We start from the raw sequence: 23,018 nt of genomic DNA on the forward strand, positions 1-23,018 counted from the left end.
GTGCGGGGGCCCCCGCGACCCCCTCCCCCCGGGGGCGGCCCCGGCCGTTTTCCGCTCGACAGCGCCGCTCCGGCCGTGCCTATGGTGCCCGGCATGACGACCGACCCGTTACCGCGCCAACTCGCCCGCACCCGGCACTTCACCCTGGGCGCCCCCACCCACCAGGGCCTCACCGCCGACGGCACCGCCGTCCTGTTCCTGCGCAGCCGCGGCGGCACCGACCCGCTGGCCTGCCTCTGGACGCTCGACACCGTCACCGGCCGGGAACGGCTGATCGCCGACCCGGCCGCGTTGGGCGCCGGCCCCTCCACCGACGGCATCACCGGTTACAGCACCGGCGCCACCGGCCGGCTCGCCGCCTTCGCGCTCGACGGCGCCCTCTGGCTCGCCGACACCGCCGACGGCACCGTCCGCGCCGTCCCCACCGCCACCGGCGTCCACGACCCACGGCTCGACCCGACCGGCCGCCGGATCGCCTACACCGGCGACGGCGCTCTGCGCGTGGTCACCGTCAACGGCACGAACGGCACGAACAGCACGGACAACGGGGGCACCGCGGACGACCGGGCGCTCGCCGAGCCCGAGGCCGGGGACGTCGCGTACGGCGTCGCCGAGTACGTCGCCGCCGCGGAGATGTACCGCACCCGCGGCCACTGGTGGTCCCCCGACGGCACCACGCTGCTCGTCACCCTCGTCGACGAACGCCCCGTCCACCGCGTGCACCTCGCCGACCCGACCGACCCGCAGCACCCACCGCGCGTGATCCGCTACCCGCTGGCCGGCACCGCCAACGCGGAGGTCTCGCTCCTGCTGCTCGGCCTCGACGGCACCCGCACCGAGGTCCGCTGGGACCGCGCCGCCTTCGAGTACCTCACCGCCGCCGGCTGGGACGCCCACGGCCCGTACGCCGCCGTGCAGAGCCGCGACCAGCGCACCGTCCGCACCCTGGCGATCGGGCCCGACGGCGCCACCCGGGTGCTCGCCGAACGCCGCGACGAGCACTGGGTCGAACTCCTCCCCGGCCTGCCCGCGCGCACCGCCGGCGGCGCCCTGGTCGACACCGCCGACCTCGGCGACACCCGGCACCTCACCGTCGACGGCGAGCCCGTCACCCCGCCCGGACTACAGCTGTGGGAGGTGCTCGGCACGGACGGCGAACAGGTCCTGTTCACCGCCCTGGAGGACCCCACCGAGACCCACCTCTGGCACTACGAACCGGGCCGCGGCATCCGGCGGCTGAGCAGCGGCCCCGGCGTCCACACTGGCGCCCGGCGCGGCGGCACCCTCGTCCTCACCACCCGCTCCGAGGGCTTCCCGGGCGGCCGCACCACCGTCCACCGCGACGACCGGACGGCGCACCCGATGGCCTCGTACGCGCAGCCGCCCGTCCTCGCCGCACGCCCCGAACTGCTCCGCCTCGGCCCCCGCGAGCTGCGCGCCGCGCTCTTCCTGCCCACCGGCCACCGCCCCGGCGGCGCCCCGCTGCCCGTCCTGCTCGACCCGTACGGCGGGCCCGGGATGCACAAGGTCACCAGCGGCGGCGCGTGGTGGGGCCGGGTCTCCCAGTGGTTCGCCGACCAGGGCTTCGCGGTGCTGGTCGTCGACGGCCGTGGCACCCCCGGGCGCGGACCGCGCTGGGACAAGACGATCTACGGCGACAAGGCCGGCCCCGCCCTGGCGGACCAGGTCGAGGGCCTGCACGAGGCCGCCCGGCTGCGGCCCGGACTGCTCGACCTCGACCGGGTCGGCATCCGCGGCTGGTCCTACGGCGGCTACCTCGCCGCCCTCGCCGTCCTGCGCCGCCCGGACGTCTTCCACGCCGCCTCCGCCGGGGCCGCCCCCACCGACTGGCGGCTCTACGACACCCACTGGCAGGAGCGCTTCCTCGGCCACCCCGACGAGCACCCGGGACACTACGACGACGGCTCCCTGATCGCCGTGGCCCCGGAGCTGCGCCGCCCGCTCCTGCTGATCCAGGGCCTCGCCGACGACAACGTCTTCCCCGCGCACACCCTGCGGCTCTCCCACGCCCTGCTCACCGCCGGGCGCCCGCACGAGGTCCTGCCGCTGCGCGCCACCGGCCACCGGCCGACCGACGAGGCCGTGGTGGAGCACCTGCTCCGGCACGAACTGGACTTCCTGCGGCGGTCCTTGGACGTGGGCTGAGCGGCGCCCGCGCCACCGAACACCGCAGCCTGGTCACTGGCGCGTAGAAAGCACCTGAACGCGCAGGAGGTCGGCCGGGCCGACTTCCTGCGCCAGGTAACCGGGCCGGTCGGTCTGTGGTCAGGGCTGCCGCAGCGGGCACGGTGCGCCGCAAACCGGACGCGCGTTCCCTGCACACGTGCAACCGCGAGACGCTCGCCCTGGGGGGACGCCGCTGGCGAATGATTGACCAACAGCGTCCCGTTTGGAGCGACTCCCAACTCCGCTGAGCATCGTTACCGTTGTCCCATGACGGATCTGCGCCGGGCACCGGTGGACGAGGTGCTGGTACGTGTCGAGACGGCCTTGGGCACGCAACTCGACAGGGCGACAGTGGTCCGCAAACGCCGATCCGTGGGAGCCGGCACGGCGCGTGGCACGTGGGTACGCATCGAGCGGCGAGGGCTCGATCGAATCGGTGCCCAGGGCTGGGACGGCACCCCCTCCGCTGAGGCCCTGCGAGGGATTGCGAAGCCCGCGTGGCTGGCCGGCATCGCCTGGCGGGATGAGGTCGAGCCAGTGATGTGGCGGGCCGATGAAGCCGAACTACTGCCATCCGCCCCAGCGGGGTCCGCAGTTGTGACCGAGGGTCCCGACCTGCCGCCCAGCTGGTGGCCGGAGCTGAACGCCTCTCTCGATGCGCTCGCGGGGCAGCGAACGAATCGGATCGCCACGCCGGACACGGAGACGATCACCCAGGAGCTGGTGACTCGGACGATCCGTCAGGTGTTCCCGGGCATCGACGCCACGGTGAGCGAGTGGTGTCCGGCGCATGCGGATCTGAACTGGGCGAACGTGACGGCGCCCGAGTTCTGCGTCTTCGACTGGGAAGACTGGGGTATGGCCCCGCGTGGCCTGGACGCTGCCACGCTGTGGGCGGCGTCGCTTGCCGTTCCTGCGCTGGCTGATCGTGTCCGTGTCGAGCGGAGCGGCGACTTCGCGAGCCGGGACGGCAAGCTGATGACCTTGTTCGTCGCGGCGAAGATCCTCGGACCGTACGCGCATCCCGAGGACCCTCGCCTTCGGGGCGCCCGCGTGTTGGCGGAGCAGGTGGTGAAGGAGCTTCAAGCGGACTGACGCTGAGCGGGCGCCCGCGAGGCCCTCGCCCGGGTGGGCGAGGGCCTTCGCGCGGTTCAGTGCTGGTCGTCGCGGTCGTCGGGGTGGGGCATCTTGAGGGTGGCGAGGACGCCGAGGGCGACGGTGGTGATGGCGAGGGCGAGGAGGGCGAGGAGGATCGCGCCGACGAAGAACTTCACTGGTGCCGCTCCTCGTCGTCATCGTCCAGGTCGCGGAGCAGGCGGAGGAGGTTGAGCAGAGTGCTGACCGGCGCGTTCCCGAAGTCGATCAGGATGCGTCCGTCGATGGTGGTCCCGCCCGTCGAGGCGGACCCCCAGAGGAGCCCGTGCGGCAGGCCGCGCCTGTGCAACTCCCCTAGGAGGGACATGATTTGGGGCTTGGTGTGGTCGCGCATCCGGGGGTCCTCCGGCACGATGGGGTCGCGGGTCACGCGCGGGAGTCCAGCTCGTACCAGATGGTTTTGCCGCGCTTCTGCGGGTCGACGCCCCAGCGGTGGGTGAGGCCGTCCACGAGCTGGAGGCCCCGACCGGTCTCGGCGAGGTCGGCGGGCTGCGCGGCTGCGGGAGGGCGTCGCTCTCGTCGGAGACGGTGACACGGAGGGTGCGGTCGAGGATGGAGAACCAGACGACGGGCGCGGGGGTGTCGCCGTGCCGCCAGGCGTTGACGATGAGCTCGCAGAGGGCGAGTTCGGCGTTGAAGACGGCGTCGGCGTCCCAGCCGCTGCGGGTCATGGCGTCCCGCAGGGCCTGGCGGGAGAGGGTGAGCGAGGGGGTGTTACGGGTGCACACGGGAACCTCCGGGAGGCTGCGGTGTGGGAGTAAGGGGAGACGACGGATACGTCGCCGTGAGCCAGGCCAGGATGGGGCCGGCTGCTCTGCGGCGCGCGGGCAGAAGGCGCCTACTGCCCTGAACACAGCCATTACTGACGATCCGTCGGATCGAGCTGAGAATGACGATAGCGCATCGACTCTTTAATTAAAGTCGAATGGGAGGAGGTTCCTCCTCGCGGGCGACAAGCGCCGCCGAGCCCGGATGGATCCACCGGCGACCGGCGCGGCACACTGGCCTCTGCACCAGCTGAGAGGACGCCATGGCCCTTCGAGTCCCCACCCTCCGTCAGCGACGCCTCGGCGCCGAACTGCGGAGGATGAGAGAGCAAGCCGGCTTCGGCGGCAGCCACCTTGCCCGTCTGCTTGGGGTGACTGCTGCCTTGGTGAGTCAGATGGAGAACGGGAAGTCGGCCGTCAGCGAGGAACGTCTACGTGAGATCGCGGCGGTCTGCGCGTGCGCCAACGAGCCCCTGATCGCCTCACTCGCTGACATGACCCGGGAGCGAGAGACTGGCTGGTGGGAGGAGTACAGCCCGAGGCTGACGACCGACCTGCTCGATGTGGCGGCGATCGAGGCCCACGCCTGCCGGATCTCCACCTACTCGATCACCTTCCTACCCGGGCTGCTCCAGACCCCGGCCTACGCCGCTTCGGTCTTCGCTCGCGCGATCCCGCCACTGCCGCAGCCCGATGTCGACCTCCGCTTGGCCTTCCGCTTGCGGAGGCAGCAGGTCGCACGGGACGGCGTCACGCCCTACACCGCGTTCATCCACGAAGCCGCACTCCGCATGCAGTTCAGCGGACCGGCGGCGCTCGCCGAGCAACTCGGCGCCCTCATCGAGCATTCCGAGAGCCCCGGCATCTCGGTCCGAGTCGTGCCGTTTAAGATCGAATCGCTGCCTGGCCCCAGCGAGAACTTCGTCCATATCGCGGGCCCGGTGCCTGAGCTGGACACCGTGCAGATCGACATCAGCTTCGGGTGTCCGCTCTTCGACGCACCCTCGGACCTGGCAAGTTACCGCGAGATCCTCGACAGGATGGCGTCTGTGGCTCTCTCCGAAGATGACTCGCGAGACTTCATCCGATCCATCAAGAAGGAGATAGAGGGCAATCATGAGTAGCCCTGCATGGCAGAAGTCCAGCTATTCCGGCTCCAGCAACGCATGCGTTGAGGTGCGGGCCGCTGATGGGGTGATCGAACTTCGCGAGTCCGACGAAGGTGCGGTCATCGTCCGCACCGCCCACCTCAAGTTCGCCGCCTTCCTCCAAGGCGCCAAGGCCGGCGAGTTCGACCACCTCACCACCAACCCCTGAAGGGAACGCACATCGCCCCCGTCGAGCCGGCGCTCGACGGGGGCGACATGAACCCGGCGTACAGGCCGACTCTGACGATGCCCCGGGGGTGGCGCTCTCAGGCCCCTTGAAGACGGCCACGGGCCGCTTCGATCTCGTTTCGGGCCGCAGTACCGAACACCGCTTGGTCCCGCAGAGCGGCGAACACGCGGACGAAGTACGAGATGTTCTCGGGCCTGGACGTCTGGAACGCCCCCGACCAGAACTCCTGCTTGAGCAAGCTCTCGTCGAACAGGTAGAAGCCCTCGCCAGGGTAGAGCGACCGTGGCCGACCTTGCGGGATGATCCCGATGGACACGTACGGGAGCCTGGACACTTCCAGGAGGTGGTCAAGTTGCCTGTTCATCACCTCAGCACCACCCGTATTGTTAGTTAGCGCTGAGGCTTCCAGGAGGAACGAGAATATCGGCGCCCCGGTGCCGAGGAACCGCTTCCGGACCACGCGGTTCTGTGCCGCTTCCTCCACGTCATCCAACGGCAGGCCGTGCAGCTTGGCATGGATGGTGAACTGAGCCTTGGCGTACTCGACCGTCTGTAGGAAACCGGGGACGAACAGCGACTCATACACCCGGAGCAGCTTGGTCTTCGCGTACAAGTCCATGGCTTGGAACTGGAGACGCTTCATCCCCGGTCGGTGCCATCGCTTGTAGTCGGTCCACATCTGCTCGATCTCACGACTCATCGCGATGAGTTCGGGAGTCTGCCCCTCGACGGCACAGGCCGTTGCCCATCGTCGGATGTCTTCCTCGGTCGGGATCTGCGTCCCGTGCTCGATCTTCGACACCTTGGTCTTGTGCCAGCCACAGCACTGCGCGAGCTCGACACCCGAGAGATGGGCATCCCGACGGAGTTCTTTGAGCTGAGTCCCGAAAGCGCGCCTTGCGGACTCGGATGGTTCCTGGTCGGACATGTCGCTACGGCTTGTACTCGCCATTGGGGACGCCGAGCGACCATGCCTGCTCGAACGCCTCGTTGCAGAACCGGATCACGTCCGGATCGGTCGAGAGCTGGATGTCGGTCTGTTGGTTGTCTCCCCCGATGAGGTTGAAGACCACCAGGTCATCCCGGATCAGGCAGTCGTTCCCCGGCAAGGGCAGCGCCGACACGAGACGGCGGGGAAGCCACCGAAGACGTTCCGTGGGGTCGGCCAGCTCGACCGCCATCCGCTGGTAGTCCGAGAGGGGTTCGGAGACGACCCGTACACGCCGGTAAGGGAATCCGGCAGCGGCCTTCCCGGCCAGGAACGCACGATTCCCACGCATCGTCTCCTCGACCGTCTCACGGTCGCCTGAGCGCCACGCCTCGAACAATGGGCGATCCACCTCATAGAAGTCCCGTAGCTCAAGCTTTCGGACCTCTTGGACGGGCTCACCGAACAGCAGCTCAATTCGGCGTGCTGCCGAGATCAATTCCATAACGCTCCCTGACGTACTTCCGCACGAACACATCCATGGTCCGCCCGGACATCTCCCCGAACGTCTCGTCGTCGGCAAGGGCGGCGAGCTGATCCCGAACCTTCGGCCCGCGCTTCTTGAGTTGCACGATCCATGAGTCACGGTCGGTCTCATAGAACGTCTCGCACTCGACGCCGCCCTGAGAATTGGGGTCCGTGCAGAAGAACGTAGCGGTCAAGTCGTCGCCGTCGCTGCTGTGTTGCCGCATGTTGCTCCCCCCGCGATCCGGCCGCATGTCATCTCCGACCTTCGCCCTACGACCACCCCAAGGTCAAGCGTTCGACGGCACCGAAGCTCGCTCAGACGGGTTCCAGCAACTATGAGCAACTTTGTTGAGTGCCGCTGGCCGAGGTTCGTACGGTCTACTCCACGCCCCTACGCATCGGCGAAGGAGAGGGAGCCAGGTATGTCCGCTGCTGTGAGGTCCGCCGGTTCGCACCGGAGCAGGGAACGTGCCAGTCCGCAGAAGATGACCGTGATCCTGAACGAGTACCGGGTGGCACAGTCGGAGTCCCGGCCGGTGCGGTACCCGCTGCCGCCGGGGTGTGGGTGTCCCCGGTGTCGCGCTGGGGGCTCCGGTGAATGACGCGGTCGCCCTTCCCCCGCCGACCGAGGCGGGCAAGTCCTCGACGTCCGCCGAGCCGCCCAACACCCCGGAAGCGCCGGATGCCGTGAGCGCCGTTGTGGAGCGGTTCAGGACCCTGCATGCCGAGCCCATGCGCCACCGACACCAGCACTGAGCCGGCCGCAGCCGGTTCATGAGCAGAGCGGAGGCACCACTTGAACACCATCGACCTTCTCAGGTCGCCGAACACCGTGCTGGCCAACGCCGTTGACGATGCCCTGGACGTGCTCCGTCCCCGCCTCCTGGAGGCCGGGACGGAGCGGATCGAGTTCACCGTGGGGACGCAGCTCAACGGGCGTCCGCACATCGGCACGCACCTGGTGCAGAGCCTGTCGTTCCTGGTCGCCGAGCGGGCCCGCGATGAGTTCGGGGTCGATACGGCCGTGGACTTCGTGGCTCTGGACAACGCCCCGGCGGAGACGATCACCGATGGCGGCCGGATGTACCAGCTCACCTACCACCACCAGCTCGGTGATCACGGCATCCGCGCCCTGGTCGCCGAGTACTACGCCCCTCTTCTGGACGCGATGACCAGCCGCACGGGCGTGGAGTACAGGGTCAGCAGCTACACCGAGCAGCAGGCGGGCCCGGAGTTCCGGGCCGAGTTCCTGCGGACGCTGGAGTTCCTGGATCAGATCCGGTTCTGGCTGGCTCCGGCCAGCGGTACGGCACACATCCGGCTGCCGTGTCCGGTGTGCGGGTGGGCCCAGAAGTACGCCGACCACACGCGGCTGCTGGAGTTGGACGACTCGGGGGCACTGTTCGAAGCGATGTGCCACGAGCACGGCCGCTACGAGGCGGACGTTACGCCGCTCGGCGGCGGGTACCTGGACCTCTCCACCCTGTACCGCAACGTGGTCAAGGAACGGTCCTACCGCCCCGACGACGGCACGTTGCACGTGATGGTGAAGGGCGGCGACTGGGCGTTCGGCTGCCAGCTGGTGGACGGCGCCCACGTCGCGATCGGGGCGCCGGCCGCTCCGGTGCCGCTGCGCGTCTTCACCCCTCAGATCCTCGGCAGCGACGGCGGGAAGCTCTCCAAGAGCCTCCTTCGCGCGGCTGCCGAAGCCGGAGACGCGACGGGAGGCAGCACCGCGGAATGGCTGCTCGACCCGGCCGCCTGGCCCGGCACGCAAGCGGACTACGTCGAAGCGCTCACGGGTGCCGGTGAGCTGATGCTCAGCAGCCCGAGGCACTTCTTCCGGTCCTACACCACGACCGCATTGGAAGCCCTGATGACCACCCGCCAGCCTGCCAGGAACCAATCCCAGGCGCATGGCCGTCCCCGCAACATCCAGATCTACAAGCAGTACTTCGACCTGATCGCCGACGGCTCCAAGACCGTCGAAGTCCGGGTCGCCTACGCCTCGATGAAGCGAATCAGGGTCGGGGACCTGCTCAACTTCACCTGTCGTGGCGAGGAGCGCCTGACCAAGGTGAAGCGCATCGGCACGTACAGGACCTTCAAGGAGATGTTCGGCACCGAGGACGTGAAGGCGGTCAACCCGCACGCGACCGAGGCCGAGCAGTTGCGGGCGATCCACGCGATCTTCCCGCCGGAGAAGGAAGCCCTCGGCGTGATCACGTTCGAGATCGAGCGAGTGAACCCCGATGAGTAGGCGAAGGCGGGTACTGGTGGTCTGCAAGGGGAACCACTGCCGTTCCCCGATCGCCGCCCTGATCATCGCGGAGCGGTCCGGGGGCGCGCTGGACGTGCGCTCGGCGGGCACCCGCAACTGGCACGTGGGCAAGCCCGCGCACCCGCTGATGATCGAGGCCGCTTCCGCCTTCGGCTACGACCTGACCGGCCACCGGGGCCAGCTCCTGGACGAGGGGCTGCTCGGCTGGGCTGACGACGTGATCGCGGTCGACGACGAAACGGCGCTCGCGGTCGAAGCCACCGCTGACTCCGACCAGCCGGTGAGGATCCTCGGCTCGGGCATCACCGACCCGTGGGGCGGCGGTCCCGAGGACTTCGCTGCTGCCGTCCTGGAGATCCAGGAAGCCACGGCCCTGTTCTACGCGGCCTAATCGCCATCCCGAGCAGCCCGGGCTGCCCGTCGCTCCCCCGTGGCACTAACGGTCAGTTCGAGCAGATGAGAGAACCGCCCCGGCCGAGAAGGCCGGGGCGGTTTGCTTTGTTCGAGCGACGTGATGCGTGACGGCTGGCCGAGGTGCGGCGATCGCGTGGCGATCTGGCTCCGCCGAACGGCATCACCGCAGGTCATAGCCCATATGGCGACAGTTCCAGCCGCTCAGGCCTCCCGAACCCCCGCGCGCCAGACCGCGGCCGTCAGGGGGACACCCGGGCGGTAGGCCAGGTGCACATGCGACGGCGCTTCCAGCAGCAGCAGGTCGGCGCGGGCGCCGACCGTGACGGTGCCGACGTCGCTGCGCCGCAGCGCGTGGGCGCCGCCCAGGGTTGCCGCCCAGACCGCCTCGTCGGGGGTCATGCCCATCTCGCGCACCGCGACCGCGATGCAGAACGCCATCGAACTGGTGAAGCTGGAGCCCGGGTTGCAGTCGGTGGACAGCGCCACCACCGCGCCCGCGTCGAGCAGCCGCCGCCCGCTCGGGTACTCGGCCCGCGTCGAGAACTCCGCCCCCGGCAGCAGCGTCGCGACCGTCGCCGACCCCGCCAGCGCCGCCACGTCCTCGTCCGTCAGGTGGGTGCAGTGGTCCGCCGAGGCGGCCCCCAGCTCCACCGCGAGCTGCACGCCGGGCCCGTACGTGAGCTGGTTGGCGTGCACGCGCGGTGTGAGGCCCTTCTCGATCCCCGCCGTCAGAACGGCCCGCGCCTGGTCGCCGTCGAAGGCGCCCTGCTCGCAGAACACGTCTACCCAGCGGGCGTGCGGGGCGCAGGCGTCCAGCATCTCGCCGGTGACCAGGTCGACGTACCCGGCCGGGTCGTCGGCGTACTCGGGCGCGACCACGTGCGCGCCCAGGTAGGTGGTCTCCGGGGTGTGCTGCGCGGCGATCCGCAGCGCCCGGGCCTCGTCGGCGACGGTCAGACCGTAGCCGGACTTGCACTCGATCGTGGTGGTGCCCTGCCGCAGCGCCTCCCGGACGAAGCGGGTCAGGTTGGCGTCGAGTTCGGCGTCGCTCGCGGCCCGGGTGGCCGCCACCGTGGTGCGGATGCCGCCCGCCGAGTAGGACTGCCCGGACATCCGGGCGTTGAACTCGGCGGTCCGGTCGCCCGCGAACACCAGGTGGGCGTGCGAGTCGACGAAGCCGGGCAGCAGCGCCCGGCCACCGGCCTCGAAACGCTCGTCCGCCGCCGGGGCCTGCGCCGCCGGGCCGACCCAGGCAACCGTTCCGCCGTCGATCACCACGGCCGCGTCGGTGAGCAGGCCGAGCGGCCCGGTGCCGTGCCCGGGGTCGTTGGTGACCAGGCTGCCGATGCCCGTGATCAAGGTGGTCCTGGTGCTCAAGACAACGCCTTCCGAAGGGAATTGAACAAAGAGGTCAGTGGTCCAGCACGCCGATCGAGTCCCGCAGCGCGCCCGGCACGTCCGCGACGAGCTGGTGCACGCCGTCCCGGACGATCTGCCGGCCGCCGACCACCACGTGCCGCACGTCGGCCGCCGAGGCCGCGAAGACGGCGGTCTCGGCGCCGAGGCGGGGCGGCGGGCCCGCGGTGCGCACCGAGTCCAGGGCGATCACGGTGAAGTCGGCGAGCGCGCCGGCCTCGACCCGCCCCGCCTCCGGCCAGCCGAGCGAGGCGTGCCCGTCCTCGGTGCCGGCCCGCAGCAGGAGGTTGGCCGTCCAGTGCCCGCGGGTGCGGGTGCGCAGCCGCTCGTTCAGCTCCAGGGCGCGGGCCTCCTCGAACGGGTCGATGACGGCGTGGCTGTCGCTGCCCAGGGTGACCGGGCAGCCCGCCGAGGCGAGCCGGCGGGCCGGGCCGATGCCGTCCGCGAGGTCCCGCTCGGTGGTGGGGCACATGCAGATGGTGGTGGAGGTGTCGGTGAGGAGCCGGACATCCTCGTCGGTGAGGTGGGTGGCGTGCACGGCCGAGGTGCGCGGGCCGAGCACGCCGTGGTCGGCGAGCAGCCGGGTCGGGGTGACGCCGTGCGCGGCGAGGCAGGCGTCGTTCTCGGCGGTCTGCTCGGACAGGTGGACGTGCAGCGGCGCCTCGCGCACCGCCGCCCACTGCGCGACGGTGCCCAACTGCTCGGCCGGGACGGCCCGCACCGAGTGGACGGCGGCGCCGATCCGGGCGTGCTCGCGGGGCTTGAGCGCCTCCGCCCGCACCGCCCAGGCCTCGGCGTCGCCGTCGCTGAACCGCTGCTGCGGCCTGGTCGGCTCGGCGCCGAAGCCGGCGGACAGGTAGCAGGTGTCGAGCAGGGTGATCCGGATGCCGGCCCGGGCGGCGGCCTCGATCAGCGCCTCGCCCATCGCGTTGGGGTCGTCGTAGCGGGCGCCGCCGGGGGCGTGGTGCAGGTAATGGAACTCGCCGACGGCGGTGACCCCGGCCAGCGCCATCTCGGCGTAGACGGCGGTGGCGAGCGCCAGGTAGCGGTCCGGGTCGAGCGCCCCGGCGAACCGGTACATGGTGTCGCGCCAGGTCCAGAAGGTGCCGGAGCCGACCTGGACGTGGCCGCGCAGCGCCCGGTGGAAGGCGTGCGAGTGGGCGTTCGCCTGGCCGGGCAGCAGCAGCCCGTCGAGGCGGACGGCCCCGGGCGGGCAGGGCCCGCTGTCCGGGGTCACCGCGGTGATCCGGCCGCCGGGGCCGGCGGTGATCAGCACGTTCCGCTCGACCACGGGCCCGTTGGGGTGCGGCAGCCAGGCGTACTGCGCCCAGTACGCCACCGGCTCGGGCCCCGAGGTCAATGGGCTCAGCGACACGCCAGGTCCTCCAGTACGTCGGCGAGGGCGGCGACCCCGGCCAGGCAGTCGGCCTCCTCGGCGTACTCGGCCGGGGAGTGCGACACCCCGCTGGGGTTGCGCACGAACAGCATGGCGGTCGGGACGGCCGACGCCAGGATCCCGGCGTCGTGTCCGGCGCCGGTGGGCAGCACCGGGGCGTCCAGCAGCTTGGCGAGCCGGTCGCGCAGCGGGCCGTCGAAGTCCACCACCGGGGTGTAGGACTCGCGGGTCAGCTCGACCCGGACGCCGTCGCGCCCGCCGCGCTCGGCGGCGGCCTGCTCGATCTCCTCGACCAGCGCGGTGAGCGTCGCCTCGTCGGCGGCCCGGGAGTCCAGCCAGCCGCGCACCAGCGAGGCGATCGCGTTGGTGCCGTTGGGCTCGACCGCGACCTTGCCGAAGGTGGCCAGCGCGCCCGCCTGCCGGGCCTTCTTGCGGGCCGCGAGCACGGTGTTGGCGTACGTCAGCATCGGGTCGCGGCGGTCCTCGATCCGGGTGGTGCCGGCGTGGTTGGCCTCGCCGTGGAAGTCGAACCGCCAACGGCCGTGCGGCCAGATCGCGCTGGCCACGCCGACCGGCCGGTCCTCGGCGAGGAGGCGGCCCTGCTCGACGTGCAGTTCGACGAAGGCGCCGATCCGGGCCAGCCGGTCGTCGTCCGCGCCGATCGCGCCCGGGTCGTAGCCGGCCCGCTCCATCGCGTCGGGCAGCCGGACGCCGTCGGCGTCGCGCAGCTCGTACGCGGCCTCGCGGGAGAGCACGCCGGCGGACAGCCGGGAGCCGATGCAGGCCACGCCGAACCGGGCGCCCTCCTCGTCGCCGAAGTTGGTGATCGCCAGCGGTCGGGTGAACTCGGCCCCGCGGCCGCGGAGTTCGTCCAGGGCCGCGAAGGAGGAGACCACGCCGAGCGGGCCGTCGAAGGCGCCGCCGTCCGGGACGGAGTCCAGGTGCGAGCCGGTGACGACCGCCCCGCCCGCGTTCGGATCGCCCAGCCAGGCCCACTGGTTGCCGTTGCGGTCCAGCTCGTAGGCGAGGCCGCGGTCACGGGCCTGCTGCTCGAACCAGGCCCGGCACTCGGCGTCGGCGGAGTTCCAGGCGAAGCGGCGGTAGCCGCCGGAGGCGGCGGAGCGGCCCACGGGGAGCAGCTCCGCCCACATCTCTTCGAACGAGGACGTCACAGCTCACCCATCGGGACGCGCACCCCGCGCTCGGCGGCGACCTCGGTGGCCCGGTCGTAGCCGGCGTCCACGTGCCGGATCACGCCCATGCCCGGGTCGTTGGTGAGCACCCGGCGGATCTTCTCACCGGCCAGCGCGGTGCCGTCGGCGACGGTGACCTGGCCGGCGTGGATCGAGCGGCCGATGCCGACGCCGCCGCCGTGGTGGATGGAGACCCAGGACGCGCCGGAGGCCACGTTGACCATGGCGTTGAGCAGCGGCCAGTCGGCGATCGCGTCCGAGCCGTCCAGCATCGCCTCCGTCTCCCGGTACGGGGAGGCGACCGAGCCGCAGTCGAGGTGGTCGCGGCCGATCACGATCGGCGCGGACAGCTCGCCGGAGGCGACCATGTCGTTGAAGCGCTCGCCGGCCTTGTCGCGCTCGCCGTAGCCGAGCCAGCAGATCCGTGCGGGCAGGCCCTGGAAGTGCACCTTCTCCTGGGCCATCTTGATCCAGCGGTGCAGCGACTCGTTCTCCGGGAAGAGGTCGAGGACGGCCTTGTCGGTCTTGTGGATGTCCTGCGGGTCGCCGGACAGCGCCGCCCAGCGGAACGGGCCCTTGCCCTCGCAGAACAGCGGCCGGATGTACGCGGGGACGAACCCGGGGAAGGCGAACGCGCGGTCGTATCCGGCCAGTTGGGCCTCGCCGCGGATCGAGTTGCCGTAGTCGAAGACCTCGGCGCCCGCGTCCTGGAAGCCGACCATCGCCTCGACGTGCCGGGCCATCGACTCGCGGGCCCGCTGGGTGAACTCGGCGGGCTTGGCCGCCGCGTAGTCCGCCATGTCGTCGAAGGCGACGCCCACCGGCAGGTAGGCGAGCGGGTCGTGGGCGCTGGTCTGGTCGGTGACGATGTCGATCGGCGCGTCCATCGCGAGCAGCTGCGGGACCAGCTCGGCGGCGTTGCCCAGCACGCCGATGGACAGCGGCTGCCGCTTGTCGCGGGCGGCGGTGGCCAGCTCCAGCGCGTGCCCGAGGTCCTTGGCCTCGACGTCCAGGTAGCGGTGCTCGATCCGGCGGGCGATCCGCGACGGGTCGCAGTCGATGCAGATCGCCACACCGCCGTTCATGGTGACGGCCAGCGGCTGGGCGCCGCCCATCCCGCCGAGGCCGGCGGTGAGGGTGATGGTGCCTTCCAGCGTGCCGTTGAACCGCTTGTTGGCGACGGCCGAGAAGGTCTCGTAGGTGCCCTGCAGGATGCCCTGGGTGCCGATGTAGATCCACGAGCCGGCGGTCATCTGCCCGTACATGGTGAGCCCGAGGCTCTCCAGCCGGCGGAACTCCTCCCAGTTGGCCCAGTCGCCGACCAGGTTGGAGTTGGCGATCAGCACCCGCGGCGCCCACTCGTGGGTCTGCATGACGCCGACCGGCCGCCCGGACTGGACCAGCATGGTCTCGTCCTGCTTCAGCCCCTCCAGCGTCCGCACCATGGCGTCGAACGAGCGCCAGTCCCGCGCCGCCTTGCCCGTCCCGCCGTACACCACCAGCTTCGACGGGTGCTCGGCGACCTCCGGGTCGAGGTTGTTCATCAGCATCCGCAGGGCCGCCTCCTGCTGCCACCCCTGCGCCGTCAGCCCCGTCCCCCGCGCCGCCCTGACCTCACGCGGCCCACTCGCCTGCTGCACCATGTCCTGGCCTCCCTGCGGATGGATTCATTCAGATTCAGCTCGGCTGAATATATCCAAACAATCAACTCCCGACCAGACCCCGAACCCATCCGATCAGCCCCGCCGCCGACCGACCCGGCGCGCTAGCCTGAACCCGGCGAACACCAGCCACTCGGCCCAGCGACGAGAACGGAGAACACGATGACTGCGATCACCGTGCGGCCCGGCAAACTGCGGGATGTGGCGGAGGAGATCGAGCGGAGCACCGGCCTCCGCGTCCAGATCATCGGAGGAACCCTGGTGATGTCCCCCACTCCTCGCGGCAAGCACGCGGGGACGGTCAAGCGCCTGTCCCGCCAACTCGACGGCAGCCTCCCGGCCGGTCTCGGCGCCTACGAGGTCTCCTCGATCAACATGCCCGACGACGCCGAGGACTACGCGACACCCGACCTGGTCGTCCTGCCGTCCGACTGGGAGGACGACGACGACTGGCTGGCCGACCCGCACGACGTCGAACTCGCCGTGGAGGTCATCTCCACCTCCGAGCGGGTCAGCCACATCGCGACCAAAACCAGCTGGTACGCGGTCGCGGGCGTGCCGGTCCTCCTCGCGGTCGACCCCCGCAAGGGCGTCTGGACGCTCCGCACCCACCCCCGCGACGGCGAGTACCAGGGCGTGCTGCACGGCAAGTACGGCGAGCCCGTCCCGCTGCCCGCGCCGCTGCCCGCCGAGCTGGACACCTCCGCACTGCCGCTGTACGCACCCCGCGCCTGAGTCAGGCCGCGGCGTCGCCGTCCCAGTCGATGCCGATCTCGGCGAGCCAGCGGCGGTCGGCGGCGTCGGGGGTGGGCGGGGTCGGCGGGCGGGGGATGTTCTGGACCGGGCCGAGGCCGTACTTCTCGGCGGCCGCGGCGGCGGCGCGGGCGTCGGGTTCGATGACGCCGACGTGCACGGCGGACTCGTCTCCCGGGTCGAGGACGGTCAGTTCGGGATCGGGCAGGCGCCGCAGGGTGACGCGGCGTCCGCAGGTGGGGCAGGACCATTCGTCGACACCCGAGGCCAGGCGGGCGACGAACTTCATCTCGTGGATCACGCGCATGGGCGGCACCCCCTGCTGTAGGGGATGCCCGGGTTCGTGACGGCTACTCCCCGCCGTGTCTACTCCAAAAACAGGCCACGTGCCGCGGCGGACTGCTCGATGGCCTCCAACCGGGCTTCCGCGCCCGGGAGTTCGTCGCACATGCGCTGCAACAGCACCCGGCCGAGCATCATCGGCGCGCACGCGGTGTCGAAGACCAGCCCGGTGCCGACGGCGGCCGGCAGCATCAGGTCGGAGAGCTTGGCGACCGGCGCGAAGGCGCTGTCGGCGACGGTCAGCACCGTCAGCCCGCACTCGCGGGCCACCGTCAGCGCGTCCATCAGCTCCCGCGGGTAACGCGGCAGCGCGAAGCAGAGCAGCGCGGTGGCCCCGGCCGCGGCGGCCTGTTCCAGCCGGTCGGCGAGCATGCTGCCGCCCTCGTCGAGGAGGCGGATGTCCGGGTGCACCTTGGCGGCGAAGTAGGCGAAGCCGCGCGCCTGCGCGGAGGCGGCCCGCAGGCCGAGCACCGGCAGTGGGCGGGAGGCGGCGAGCAGCCGGGCGGCGCGGGTGATCGGCTCGGGGTCGGCGAGGAGTTCGGCGAGGTGGCGCAGGTGGGCGATCTCGGCGAGCACGGCCTGCTGGTGCTCGTTGCGCACCGCGTCGTCGGGGGTCTCGGGTGCGGCCGGCTCGCCCGCGCCGAGTTCGCGCAGCTGCTTGCGCAGCGCCGGGTAGCCGTCGTAGCCGAGGGCGACCGCGAAGCGGGTGACGGACGGTTGGCTGACGCCGGCGAGTTCGGCGACCTCGACGCTGGAGAGGAACGGCGCCTCGGTGGCGTGCCGGACCAGCGAGTGCGCGATCCGCCGCTGGGTCGGGGTCAGTCGGTGGCCTTCGAACAGCTGGAGCAGCCGGGCGGAGGGGCCGACCGTGCCGGCCTCGTCGGTGGCGGTCATCAGCGGTACCTCCGGATGCGAGCGATTCGGACGACGACTGTGCAGCAGTGCGTCGCGCCTGGCAAAGACGTCTCGTACGGCGGGACGCCGGGCGAGACGGCCCGAGCGGGTGGGGGCTCGGGGTAACCCTGAATTCTCCCTGAACCCGCCCGGATTCCCCCACCGACGGATGGACCGCGCCCCTGACACGGGCCCAGGCTGTTCCCATGGACACTCGCCAGGACGACCTGCGGCGCGACCTCGACGCCGCCCTGCACGCTCGCAAGGAACTCGGCAAGGAGTACGAGCCGGAGCTGGTCGACTCGTTCCTGAGCCGCCTGGACGCCCGCCTGGACGCCCGGGTCGAGCGCCGGGTGGCCGAGCGGATGGACGACTACGAGCCCGCGCACCGGCGCCGACCGCACCGCCCGGGGCCGGGGCCGGGGCTCGGCCGGCCCGGCAACCGGTTGGCGGTGATCTCGCTGGCCCTCGGCATCCCGCTCACCGCGATCGCGGCCAGCCCGCAGGGCGGCGGTTTCTTCGGCCTGCTGGTCAGTTGGGCGGGCATCGTCGGGGTCAACTTCGCCGCCGCGTTCGGCAACCGCCGGGACCGGGACGAGCCGCGGTCCCGGTCCCGCGACGACTGGGACTGAGCCCCGCCGCCCGCACCAGCCGTCCCACCGCCCGCACCGGACCCGACGGCCCGTCACGCCGATCGCACCGAACGCACCGGGTCACACCGGGTCAGGCCAGCGGCCCGGTGACCCGCTCCACCGCCCGCACCAGTTCCCCGGAGGCGACCAGCGCGGCCGCGGCCTCCAGGTCCGGCGAGAGGAAGCGGTCGCGGCCGGCGCCGCCGACCCCCGCCTCCCGGGCGGCGGCCATGGCGGCCGTGGTGGCCGGGGCCGTCCGGCCCGCGCCGTCGGCCTGCTGGCGGATCTCCAGGGCGCGGGCGGCGGCGGTGAGTTCGACGGCGAGGATCCGGCCGAGGTTGTCGACGGACTGGCGCAGCTTGCGGGCGGCGGACCAGCCCATCGACACGTGGTCCTCCTGCATCGCGGAGGACGGGATCGAGTCGACCGAGGCCGGGACGGCGAGCCGCTTGTTCTCGCTGACCAGCGCCGCCTGGGTGTACTGGGCGATCATCAGGCCGGAGTCCACGCCGGGGTCGTCGGCCAGGAAGGCCGGCAGGCCGTGCGAGCGGGCCTTGTCGAGCAGCCGGTCGGTGCGGCGCTCGGAGATGGAGCCCAGGTCGGCGGCGGCGATGGCGAGGAAGTCCAGCACGTACGCGACCGGGGCGCCGTGGAAGTTGCCGTTGGACTCCACCCGGCCGTCCGGCAGCACCACCGGGTTGTCGACCGAGGCGGCCAGCTCGCGGGAGGCGACCAGCTGGGCGTGGGCGAGGGTGTCCCGGCCGGCGCCGGCCACCTGCGGGGCGCAGCGGATCGAGTAGGCGTCCTGGACCCGCGGCGCGTCGTCCTGGTGGTGGCCGGTGAGGCCGGAGTCCTTGAGGACGGCCAGCATGTTGGCGGCGCTCAGGGCCTGGCCCGGGTGGGGGCGGATCGGGGCGTGCAGTTCGGGGGCGAGCACCTTGTCGGTGCCGAGCAGCGCCTCCAGGGTCATCGCGGCGGTGATGTCGGCGGTGGTGTAGAGCCGCTGCAGGTCGGCGATGGCCATCACCAGCATGCCGAGCATGCCGTCGGTGCCGTTGATGAGGGCCAGGCCCTCCTTCTCCAGCAGTTCGACGGGCTCGATGCCGGCGGCGGCGAGCAGTTCGGCGGCGGGCTTCTCCACGCCGTCCGGGCCGGTGGCCACGCCCTCGCCCATCAGGACCAGCGCACAGTGCGACAGCGGCGCGAGGTCGCCGGAGCAGCCGAGCGAGCCGAACTCCCGGACCACCGGGGTGATGCCCGCGTTGAGCAGGGCGGCCATGGTCTGCGCGACCAGCGGGCGCACCCCGGTCCGGCCGGAGGCCAGCGTCTTCATCCGCAGGAAGACGAGTGCCCGGACGACCTCGCGCTCGACGGCCGGTCCCATCCCGGCCGCGTGCGAGCGCACCAGCGACCGCTGGAGCTGCGCGCGCAGTTCGGGGCTGATGTGCCGGACGGCGAGCGCGCCGAATCCGGTCGACACGCCGTAGACGGGGCGCGGTTCGGCCGCGAGGGCGTCGATCCGCGCCCGCGCCGTCGCCATCTCGGCGAGCGCGTCGGGGCCTATCTCGACCCGGGCGTTCCCCCGGGCGACGGCCAGCACGTCCTCGGCGCTGACGTCGGCCTTGCCGACCTGGACCAGCGGAGCGTCGGGGGCCACAGCACTGTGCATATCCATATACACCATCACATCAGGTGAATGAAGATATGACAACAGGTGGTCGCCATCCGAAACGGCCACGATCGTACGCCCGTACCGGCCAGCAGGATTTTCACCCGGGCCGCCCCGTACCGCACGCTGGTGCCCACGGACACGCACGGAGGTGGCAGGGCGATGACGCGGGCGACGGCACGGCGCCGGGTGGTGCGGCTGCGGGGGGACGAGCGCGGGGTGCGGCCGGACTCGCTGGCGGCGGAGGAGCCGCTGGAGATCCGGCTCGGCGGCGAGCCGCTGACCGTCACCATGCGCACCCCCGGGCAGGACTTCGACCTGGTGGCCGGGTTCCTGGTCGGCGAGGGGCTGGTGCACACCGCCGAGGAGCTCGCCGCCCTGCGGTACTGCGCCGGGACGGACGAGTCCGGCGCCAACACCTACAACGTCGTCGACGCCACCTTGCGCGGCGCCGCCCGCGCGCTGCCGCTGTCCGCGCACCGCAACCTGCTCACCACCAGCGCCTGCGGCCTGTGCGGCCGGGACACCGTGGACGCCGTCCGCACCCACGTCCGCCACCCGGTGGGCGAGGACCCGCTCACCGTCCCGCCGTCCCTGCTGTACGGCCTGCCGGAGCGGCTGCGGGCCGCCCAGCGCACCTTCGAGTCCACCGGCGGCCTGCACGCGGCCGGCCTGTTCGACGCCGCCACCGGCGACCTGCTCTGCGCCCGCGAGGACGTCGGGCGGCACAACGCGGTGGACAAGGTGGTCGGCTGGGCGCTGCGCGAGGGCAGGCTGCCGCTGACCGGACACGTCCTTCTGGTCAGCGGCCGGGCCTCGTTCGAGCTGACCCAGAAGGCCGCGCTGGCGGGCGTCCCGCTGCTGGCGGCCGTCTCGGCGCCGTCCTCGCTCGCGGTGGACCTCGCCGAGGAGCTGGGCCTGACCCTGGTCGGCTTCCTGCGCGGGGAGGGCGCGAACGTCTACACCCGGCCGGACCGGATCGCCTCGCCCTCCCCCGCCACGCCCTCGACAGCCACGCCCTCCCCCGCCGCGCCGGTCACCCCCTGAGCTCGGCGTCGATCAGGTCCGCCGCGCGGGCGGTGCCGCCCTCGGCCCGGCCGGCGGCGGCCAGCGCCTTCAGCCGCTCGGCCACCGCCGGGTCGTCGACCAGCTCCAGCAGCGCGCCGCGCAGCGCCTGCGGGGTCGCCTGCGCGGTGTCCAGGCGGCGGGCGACGCCGAGCCCCACCAGCGCGTCCGCGTTGGCGAACTGGTCGACGGCCTGCGGCACGGCGATCATCGGCACGCCGTGGTACAGCCCCTCACTGGAGCCGCCCATGCCCGCGTGGGTGACGAAGGCGTCCGCCTGCGCGAGCACCGACAGCTGCGGCACCCACCGGTGCACCTCGACGGTGTCCGGCACCTCGCCCAGGTCGGCCAGGTCGGTGTGCGCGCCGACCTGGAGCACCGTGTGCCAGCCGGGCAGGCCGCCGAAGGCCTGGACGCAGGCCCGGTAGAACGCGGGCTGGTGGGTGAAGGCGGAGCCGAGCGAGACCAGCAGCACCTTCTCCGCGTGCGCCGGCCGCTGCCACCCGCCCTGGTGGGCGCGGTCGCCGAAGCACGGTCCGACGAAGGTCACGCGCCGCTCGTCGACCCGGTCCGCGTTGAGCTGCAGGGCACGCGGGATCAGGGCGACGGACCGCGCCGGGCGACCCTTGAAGGCGTCCACGTCGCGCTCCACCGTCCCGGCCTCGGCCAGCCAGTCGGCGAACCGCCGGTAGTGCTCGGCGCCGCCTGGCCCGTTGCGGATCGCCTCGTACACCTCCGCCATGTCCTGCTCGATGCCCTCCCAGCCGACGTAGGTGGGCGACAGCTGCACCACCGGCACGCCCAGCCGCTCGCCGAGCGCCCGCCCGGCGAAGCCCGCGATGTCGCAGAGCACCAGGTCGGGGCGGTCGTCCGCGAAGGCCTCCAGCAGGACGGGGTACATCGCGAGGGCGTCGTCCAGGAACAGCTCCTGGAGCGCCACCGGGTCCTCCTCCCAGGCGTCCGGGCCGCCGGCGAGCGGCAGCCTCGTCGGGTACGGGACGAAGCGGGCGCCGGTCGACTCGACGGCCCCGGCGAAGGAGGCGTCGTTGACGTAGCTGACCCGGTGGCCCCGGGCGACCAGTTCGGCGATCACGGCGAGGCTGGGGTTGACGTGCCCGTGGGCCGGGATCGAGACCATCAGGATGTGGGCGGGGTGCGCGGAGCGGGTCATGGGGGCCTCCAGGGTCCAGAATGAGACGAGACGGTCCGTCTCGTTGGCGCCGCTTCAGCATGATCCGGGCCCGACGCCACGTCAAGACGATACGGTCCGTCTCGCTGCTGCGCTTAGAATTTCCGCCATGGCCCACAGAACCGCCCCCGACCCGGCCCGCCGCAGCGAACGCTCCCGCGCCGCCGTCCTCACCGCCGCCGCCGAACTCGTCGCCGACGTCGGCTTCGGCAAGCTCACCATCGAGGCGATCGCCGCCCGGGCCGGCGTCGGCAAGCAGACCATCTACCGCTGGTGGCCCTCCAAGGGCGCCGTCGTCTTCGACGCCTTCCTCGCCGCCAACGAGCACGAGGGCAGCCTCGCCCTCCCCGACACCGGCGACCTCGCCGCCGACCTGCGGGCCGTCCTGCGCCCCGCCGCCGACGAACTCACCGACCCCGCCCTCGACCGCACCTACCGCGCCCTCACCGCCGAACTGCTCAACGACCCGGCCCTGTACGCCGACTACCGCACCCGCCTGCTGGACCCGCTCCTCGACGTCACCCGCGAGCGCCTGCGCAGCGCCCGCGAGGCCGGCCAGCTCGCCCCCGACGCGGACCTCGACCTCGCCCTCGAACTCCTCTACGGCCCGCTCCACTACCGCTGGCTCTACCGCCTCGGCCCGCTCGACCACGCCCACGCCGACCGCCTGGTCGAGGCGGTCCTGCGCGCCCTCGGGCGGGCCTGACCGCACCGGCCACCCGCCCCGGCCTCACACCACCGGGGGCGAGGCCGCGCCCGCCAGGGCGACGGCCACCAGGGCGCGCATGGCGAAGGCCGCCTGGCCGAGCGGCAGGGTGGCGTCGTCGGCGAAGAGTTCGACGAGCCAGCCGCCGGCCGGGTTCTGGCCGCCGGCGGCGACCATGCCGCGGTAGCCGGAGACGACCAGCATGGCCTCCTCGGCCGGGTCGTTGCCGGCCGCGCCGGCGCGCAGGGCGAAGGCGCCGCCGCGGACGGCGCGGCGGGTCATCGGGTAGTGGCGCAGGTCGAAGACGGCGTCCGGGGCCTCGATCTGGGCCCGCTGGGTCTCGGCGCGGGTGCTGCCGGGGCCCCTGGTCATCCGGTAGACGGCGTGCTGGGCGGTGCGCATGAGGTGGGAGCCGGGCGGGACGTAGGAGACCCACCAGCCGACGGCGTCGAGCAGCCGGGCGGAGGCCTCGGCGACGACGACGAGCTTGCCGAGGGTGTCGGC

At 72.2% G+C, this 23,018-nt stretch carries 23 protein-coding genes and 1 pseudogene; 10 read left to right on the top strand and 14 right to left on the bottom strand.

Going from position 1 to position 23,018, the window contains the following annotated elements; genetic code table 11:
- Positions 1-93: 93 nt before the first annotated feature.
- The gene (locus ACFVHI_RS32975) at positions 94-2,166 is read left to right on the top strand and encodes a prolyl oligopeptidase family serine peptidase (protein WP_380345474.1); all 2,073 of its coding nucleotides are present in this window, start codon (positions 94-96) and stop codon (positions 2,164-2,166) included.
- 288 nt (positions 2,167-2,454) lie between these two features.
- Positions 2,455-3,282, top strand: coding sequence for a phosphotransferase (locus tag ACFVHI_RS32980; RefSeq protein ID WP_380345476.1), 828 nt, complete (start codon positions 2,455-2,457; stop codon positions 3,280-3,282).
- Between the two features lie 56 nt (positions 3,283-3,338).
- Here the strand turns inward: ACFVHI_RS32980 and ACFVHI_RS32985 are convergent, their stop codons facing one another.
- The 3 genes and pseudogenes from ACFVHI_RS32985 to ACFVHI_RS32995 form a co-directional block, all read right to left on the bottom strand.
- A complete protein-coding gene (locus ACFVHI_RS32985; RefSeq protein WP_363369142.1) occupies positions 3,339-3,461 on the bottom strand; it encodes a hypothetical protein in 123 nt (40 codons plus the stop codon).
- The gene (locus ACFVHI_RS32990) at positions 3,458-3,712 is read right to left on the bottom strand and encodes a hypothetical protein (RefSeq protein ID WP_380345507.1); all 255 of its coding nucleotides are present in this window, start codon (positions 3,710-3,712) and stop codon (positions 3,458-3,460) included. Before ACFVHI_RS32990 ends, ACFVHI_RS32985 begins: the two co-directional genes overlap by 4 nt.
- 118 nt (positions 3,713-3,830) lie before the next feature.
- Positions 3,831-4,202: pseudogene (locus tag ACFVHI_RS32995) on the bottom strand (ATP-binding protein); the annotation flags it as partial.
- Between the two features lie 170 nt (positions 4,203-4,372).
- Here ACFVHI_RS32995 and ACFVHI_RS33000 point away from each other — a divergent pair.
- Both ACFVHI_RS33000 and ACFVHI_RS33005 read left to right on the top strand, forming a co-directional pair.
- Positions 4,373-5,233: a helix-turn-helix domain-containing protein gene (locus ACFVHI_RS33000; protein WP_380345478.1), complete on the top strand. Its 861-nt coding sequence runs from the start codon at positions 4,373-4,375 to the stop codon at positions 5,231-5,233.
- Positions 5,226-5,426, top strand: coding sequence for a DUF397 domain-containing protein (locus ACFVHI_RS33005; RefSeq protein WP_380345480.1), 201 nt, complete (start codon positions 5,226-5,228; stop codon positions 5,424-5,426). Before ACFVHI_RS33000 ends, ACFVHI_RS33005 begins: the two co-directional genes overlap by 8 nt.
- A gap of 97 nt (positions 5,427-5,523) precedes the next feature.
- On the opposite strand, the gene ACFVHI_RS33010 is transcribed toward ACFVHI_RS33005, so the two are convergent.
- Genes ACFVHI_RS33010 through ACFVHI_RS33020 form a run of 3 tightly spaced genes read right to left on the bottom strand, consistent with a single transcriptional unit; the run spans position 5,524 to position 7,127 of the window.
- Positions 5,524-6,375 carry a helix-turn-helix domain-containing protein gene (locus ACFVHI_RS33010; RefSeq protein ID WP_380345482.1) on the bottom strand — a complete coding sequence of 284 codons (852 nt, stop codon included), beginning with the start codon at positions 6,373-6,375 and terminating at the stop codon, positions 5,524-5,526.
- A 4-nt stretch (positions 6,376-6,379) separates the two neighbouring features.
- The gene (locus tag ACFVHI_RS33015) at positions 6,380-6,880 is read right to left on the bottom strand and encodes a DUF6879 family protein (RefSeq protein WP_380345483.1); all 501 of its coding nucleotides are present in this window, start codon (positions 6,878-6,880) and stop codon (positions 6,380-6,382) included.
- Positions 6,849-7,127, bottom strand: a complete 279-nt coding sequence (locus ACFVHI_RS33020) for a hypothetical protein (protein ID WP_380345485.1) — start codon at positions 7,125-7,127, stop codon at positions 6,849-6,851. Before ACFVHI_RS33020 ends, ACFVHI_RS33015 begins: the two co-directional genes overlap by 32 nt.
- Before the next feature lie 572 nt (positions 7,128-7,699).
- On the opposite strand from ACFVHI_RS33020, the gene ACFVHI_RS33025 reads away from it, so the two are divergent.
- Together ACFVHI_RS33025 and ACFVHI_RS33030 are read left to right on the top strand one after the other, a co-directional pair.
- Positions 7,700-9,163 (top strand): ASCH domain-containing protein, encoded by a 1,464-nt coding sequence (locus ACFVHI_RS33025; RefSeq protein WP_380345487.1) that lies wholly within the window; start codon positions 7,700-7,702, stop codon positions 9,161-9,163.
- On the top strand, positions 9,156-9,575 hold the full coding sequence (locus ACFVHI_RS33030) for a low molecular weight phosphatase family protein (RefSeq protein ID WP_380345489.1): 420 nt from the start codon (positions 9,156-9,158) through the stop codon (positions 9,573-9,575). Before ACFVHI_RS33025 ends, ACFVHI_RS33030 begins: the two co-directional genes overlap by 8 nt.
- A 224-nt stretch (positions 9,576-9,799) precedes the next feature.
- On the opposite strand, the gene hutI is transcribed toward ACFVHI_RS33030, so the two are convergent.
- The 4 genes from hutI to hutU are packed head-to-tail and all read right to left on the bottom strand — an operon-like array spanning position 9,800 to position 15,246.
- The gene (gene hutI / locus ACFVHI_RS33035) at positions 9,800-10,975 is read right to left on the bottom strand and encodes an imidazolonepropionase (RefSeq protein WP_380345491.1); all 1,176 of its coding nucleotides are present in this window, start codon (positions 10,973-10,975) and stop codon (positions 9,800-9,802) included.
- 34 nt (positions 10,976-11,009) lie between these two features.
- Positions 11,010-12,389, bottom strand: a complete 1,380-nt coding sequence (locus ACFVHI_RS33040; RefSeq protein ID WP_380345493.1) for a formimidoylglutamate deiminase — start codon at positions 12,387-12,389, stop codon at positions 11,010-11,012.
- A complete protein-coding gene (locus ACFVHI_RS33045) occupies positions 12,380-13,561 on the bottom strand; it encodes an allantoate amidohydrolase (RefSeq protein WP_380345505.1) in 1,182 nt (393 codons plus the stop codon). Before ACFVHI_RS33045 ends, ACFVHI_RS33040 begins: the two co-directional genes overlap by 10 nt.
- 17 nt (positions 13,562-13,578) lie before the next feature.
- Positions 13,579-15,246 carry a urocanate hydratase gene (gene hutU / locus ACFVHI_RS33050; RefSeq protein WP_363588055.1) on the bottom strand — a complete coding sequence of 556 codons (1,668 nt, stop codon included), beginning with the start codon at positions 15,244-15,246 and terminating at the stop codon, positions 13,579-13,581.
- A gap of 180 nt (positions 15,247-15,426) precedes the next feature.
- Here hutU and ACFVHI_RS33055 point away from each other — a divergent pair, with 180 nt between their 5' ends.
- Positions 15,427-15,999, top strand: coding sequence for a Uma2 family endonuclease (locus ACFVHI_RS33055; RefSeq protein WP_380345495.1), 573 nt, complete (start codon positions 15,427-15,429; stop codon positions 15,997-15,999).
- A gap of 1 nt (position 16,000) precedes the next feature.
- Here ACFVHI_RS33055 and ACFVHI_RS33060 read toward each other — a convergent pair whose 3' ends face one another.
- Together ACFVHI_RS33060 and ACFVHI_RS33065 are read right to left on the bottom strand one after the other, a co-directional pair.
- A complete protein-coding gene (locus ACFVHI_RS33060; protein WP_063349091.1) occupies positions 16,001-16,324 on the bottom strand; it encodes a hypothetical protein in 324 nt (107 codons plus the stop codon).
- Positions 16,325-16,383: 59 nt separating this feature from the next.
- Positions 16,384-17,253: a MurR/RpiR family transcriptional regulator gene (locus ACFVHI_RS33065; RefSeq protein ID WP_363369166.1), complete on the bottom strand. Its 870-nt coding sequence runs from the start codon at positions 17,251-17,253 to the stop codon at positions 16,384-16,386.
- A 206-nt stretch (positions 17,254-17,459) separates the two neighbouring features.
- On the opposite strand from ACFVHI_RS33065, the gene ACFVHI_RS33070 reads away from it, so the two are divergent.
- On the top strand, positions 17,460-17,885 hold the full coding sequence (locus ACFVHI_RS33070) for a hypothetical protein (protein ID WP_380345498.1): 426 nt from the start codon (positions 17,460-17,462) through the stop codon (positions 17,883-17,885).
- Between the two features lie 91 nt (positions 17,886-17,976).
- On the opposite strand, the gene hutH is transcribed toward ACFVHI_RS33070, so the two are convergent.
- Complete coding sequence (gene hutH, locus ACFVHI_RS33075; RefSeq protein ID WP_363369169.1) at positions 17,977-19,560, bottom strand: histidine ammonia-lyase; 1,584 nt, start codon at positions 19,558-19,560, stop codon at positions 17,977-17,979.
- Positions 19,561-19,716: 156 nt separating this feature from the next.
- Between hutH and fdhD the strand changes: the two genes are divergently transcribed.
- Positions 19,717-20,601, top strand: coding sequence for a formate dehydrogenase accessory sulfurtransferase FdhD (gene fdhD, locus ACFVHI_RS33080; protein ID WP_380345500.1), 885 nt, complete (start codon positions 19,717-19,719; stop codon positions 20,599-20,601).
- Here the strand turns inward: fdhD and ACFVHI_RS33085 are convergent.
- Positions 20,591-21,790: a macrolide family glycosyltransferase gene (locus ACFVHI_RS33085; RefSeq protein WP_380345502.1), complete on the bottom strand. Its 1,200-nt coding sequence runs from the start codon at positions 21,788-21,790 to the stop codon at positions 20,591-20,593. The genes fdhD and ACFVHI_RS33085 overlap by 11 nt on opposite strands.
- 127 nt (positions 21,791-21,917) lie before the next feature.
- Between ACFVHI_RS33085 and ACFVHI_RS33090 the strand changes: the two genes are divergently transcribed.
- Positions 21,918-22,514 carry a TetR/AcrR family transcriptional regulator gene (locus tag ACFVHI_RS33090; RefSeq protein WP_063349086.1) on the top strand — a complete coding sequence of 199 codons (597 nt, stop codon included), beginning with the start codon at positions 21,918-21,920 and terminating at the stop codon, positions 22,512-22,514.
- The last annotated feature ends 504 nt before the right edge of the window (positions 22,515-23,018 follow it).

The organism is Kitasatospora sp. NPDC127121, from assembly GCF_042677305.1.
Taxonomy (GTDB): Bacteria; Actinomycetota; Actinomycetes; order Streptomycetales; family Streptomycetaceae; genus Kitasatospora.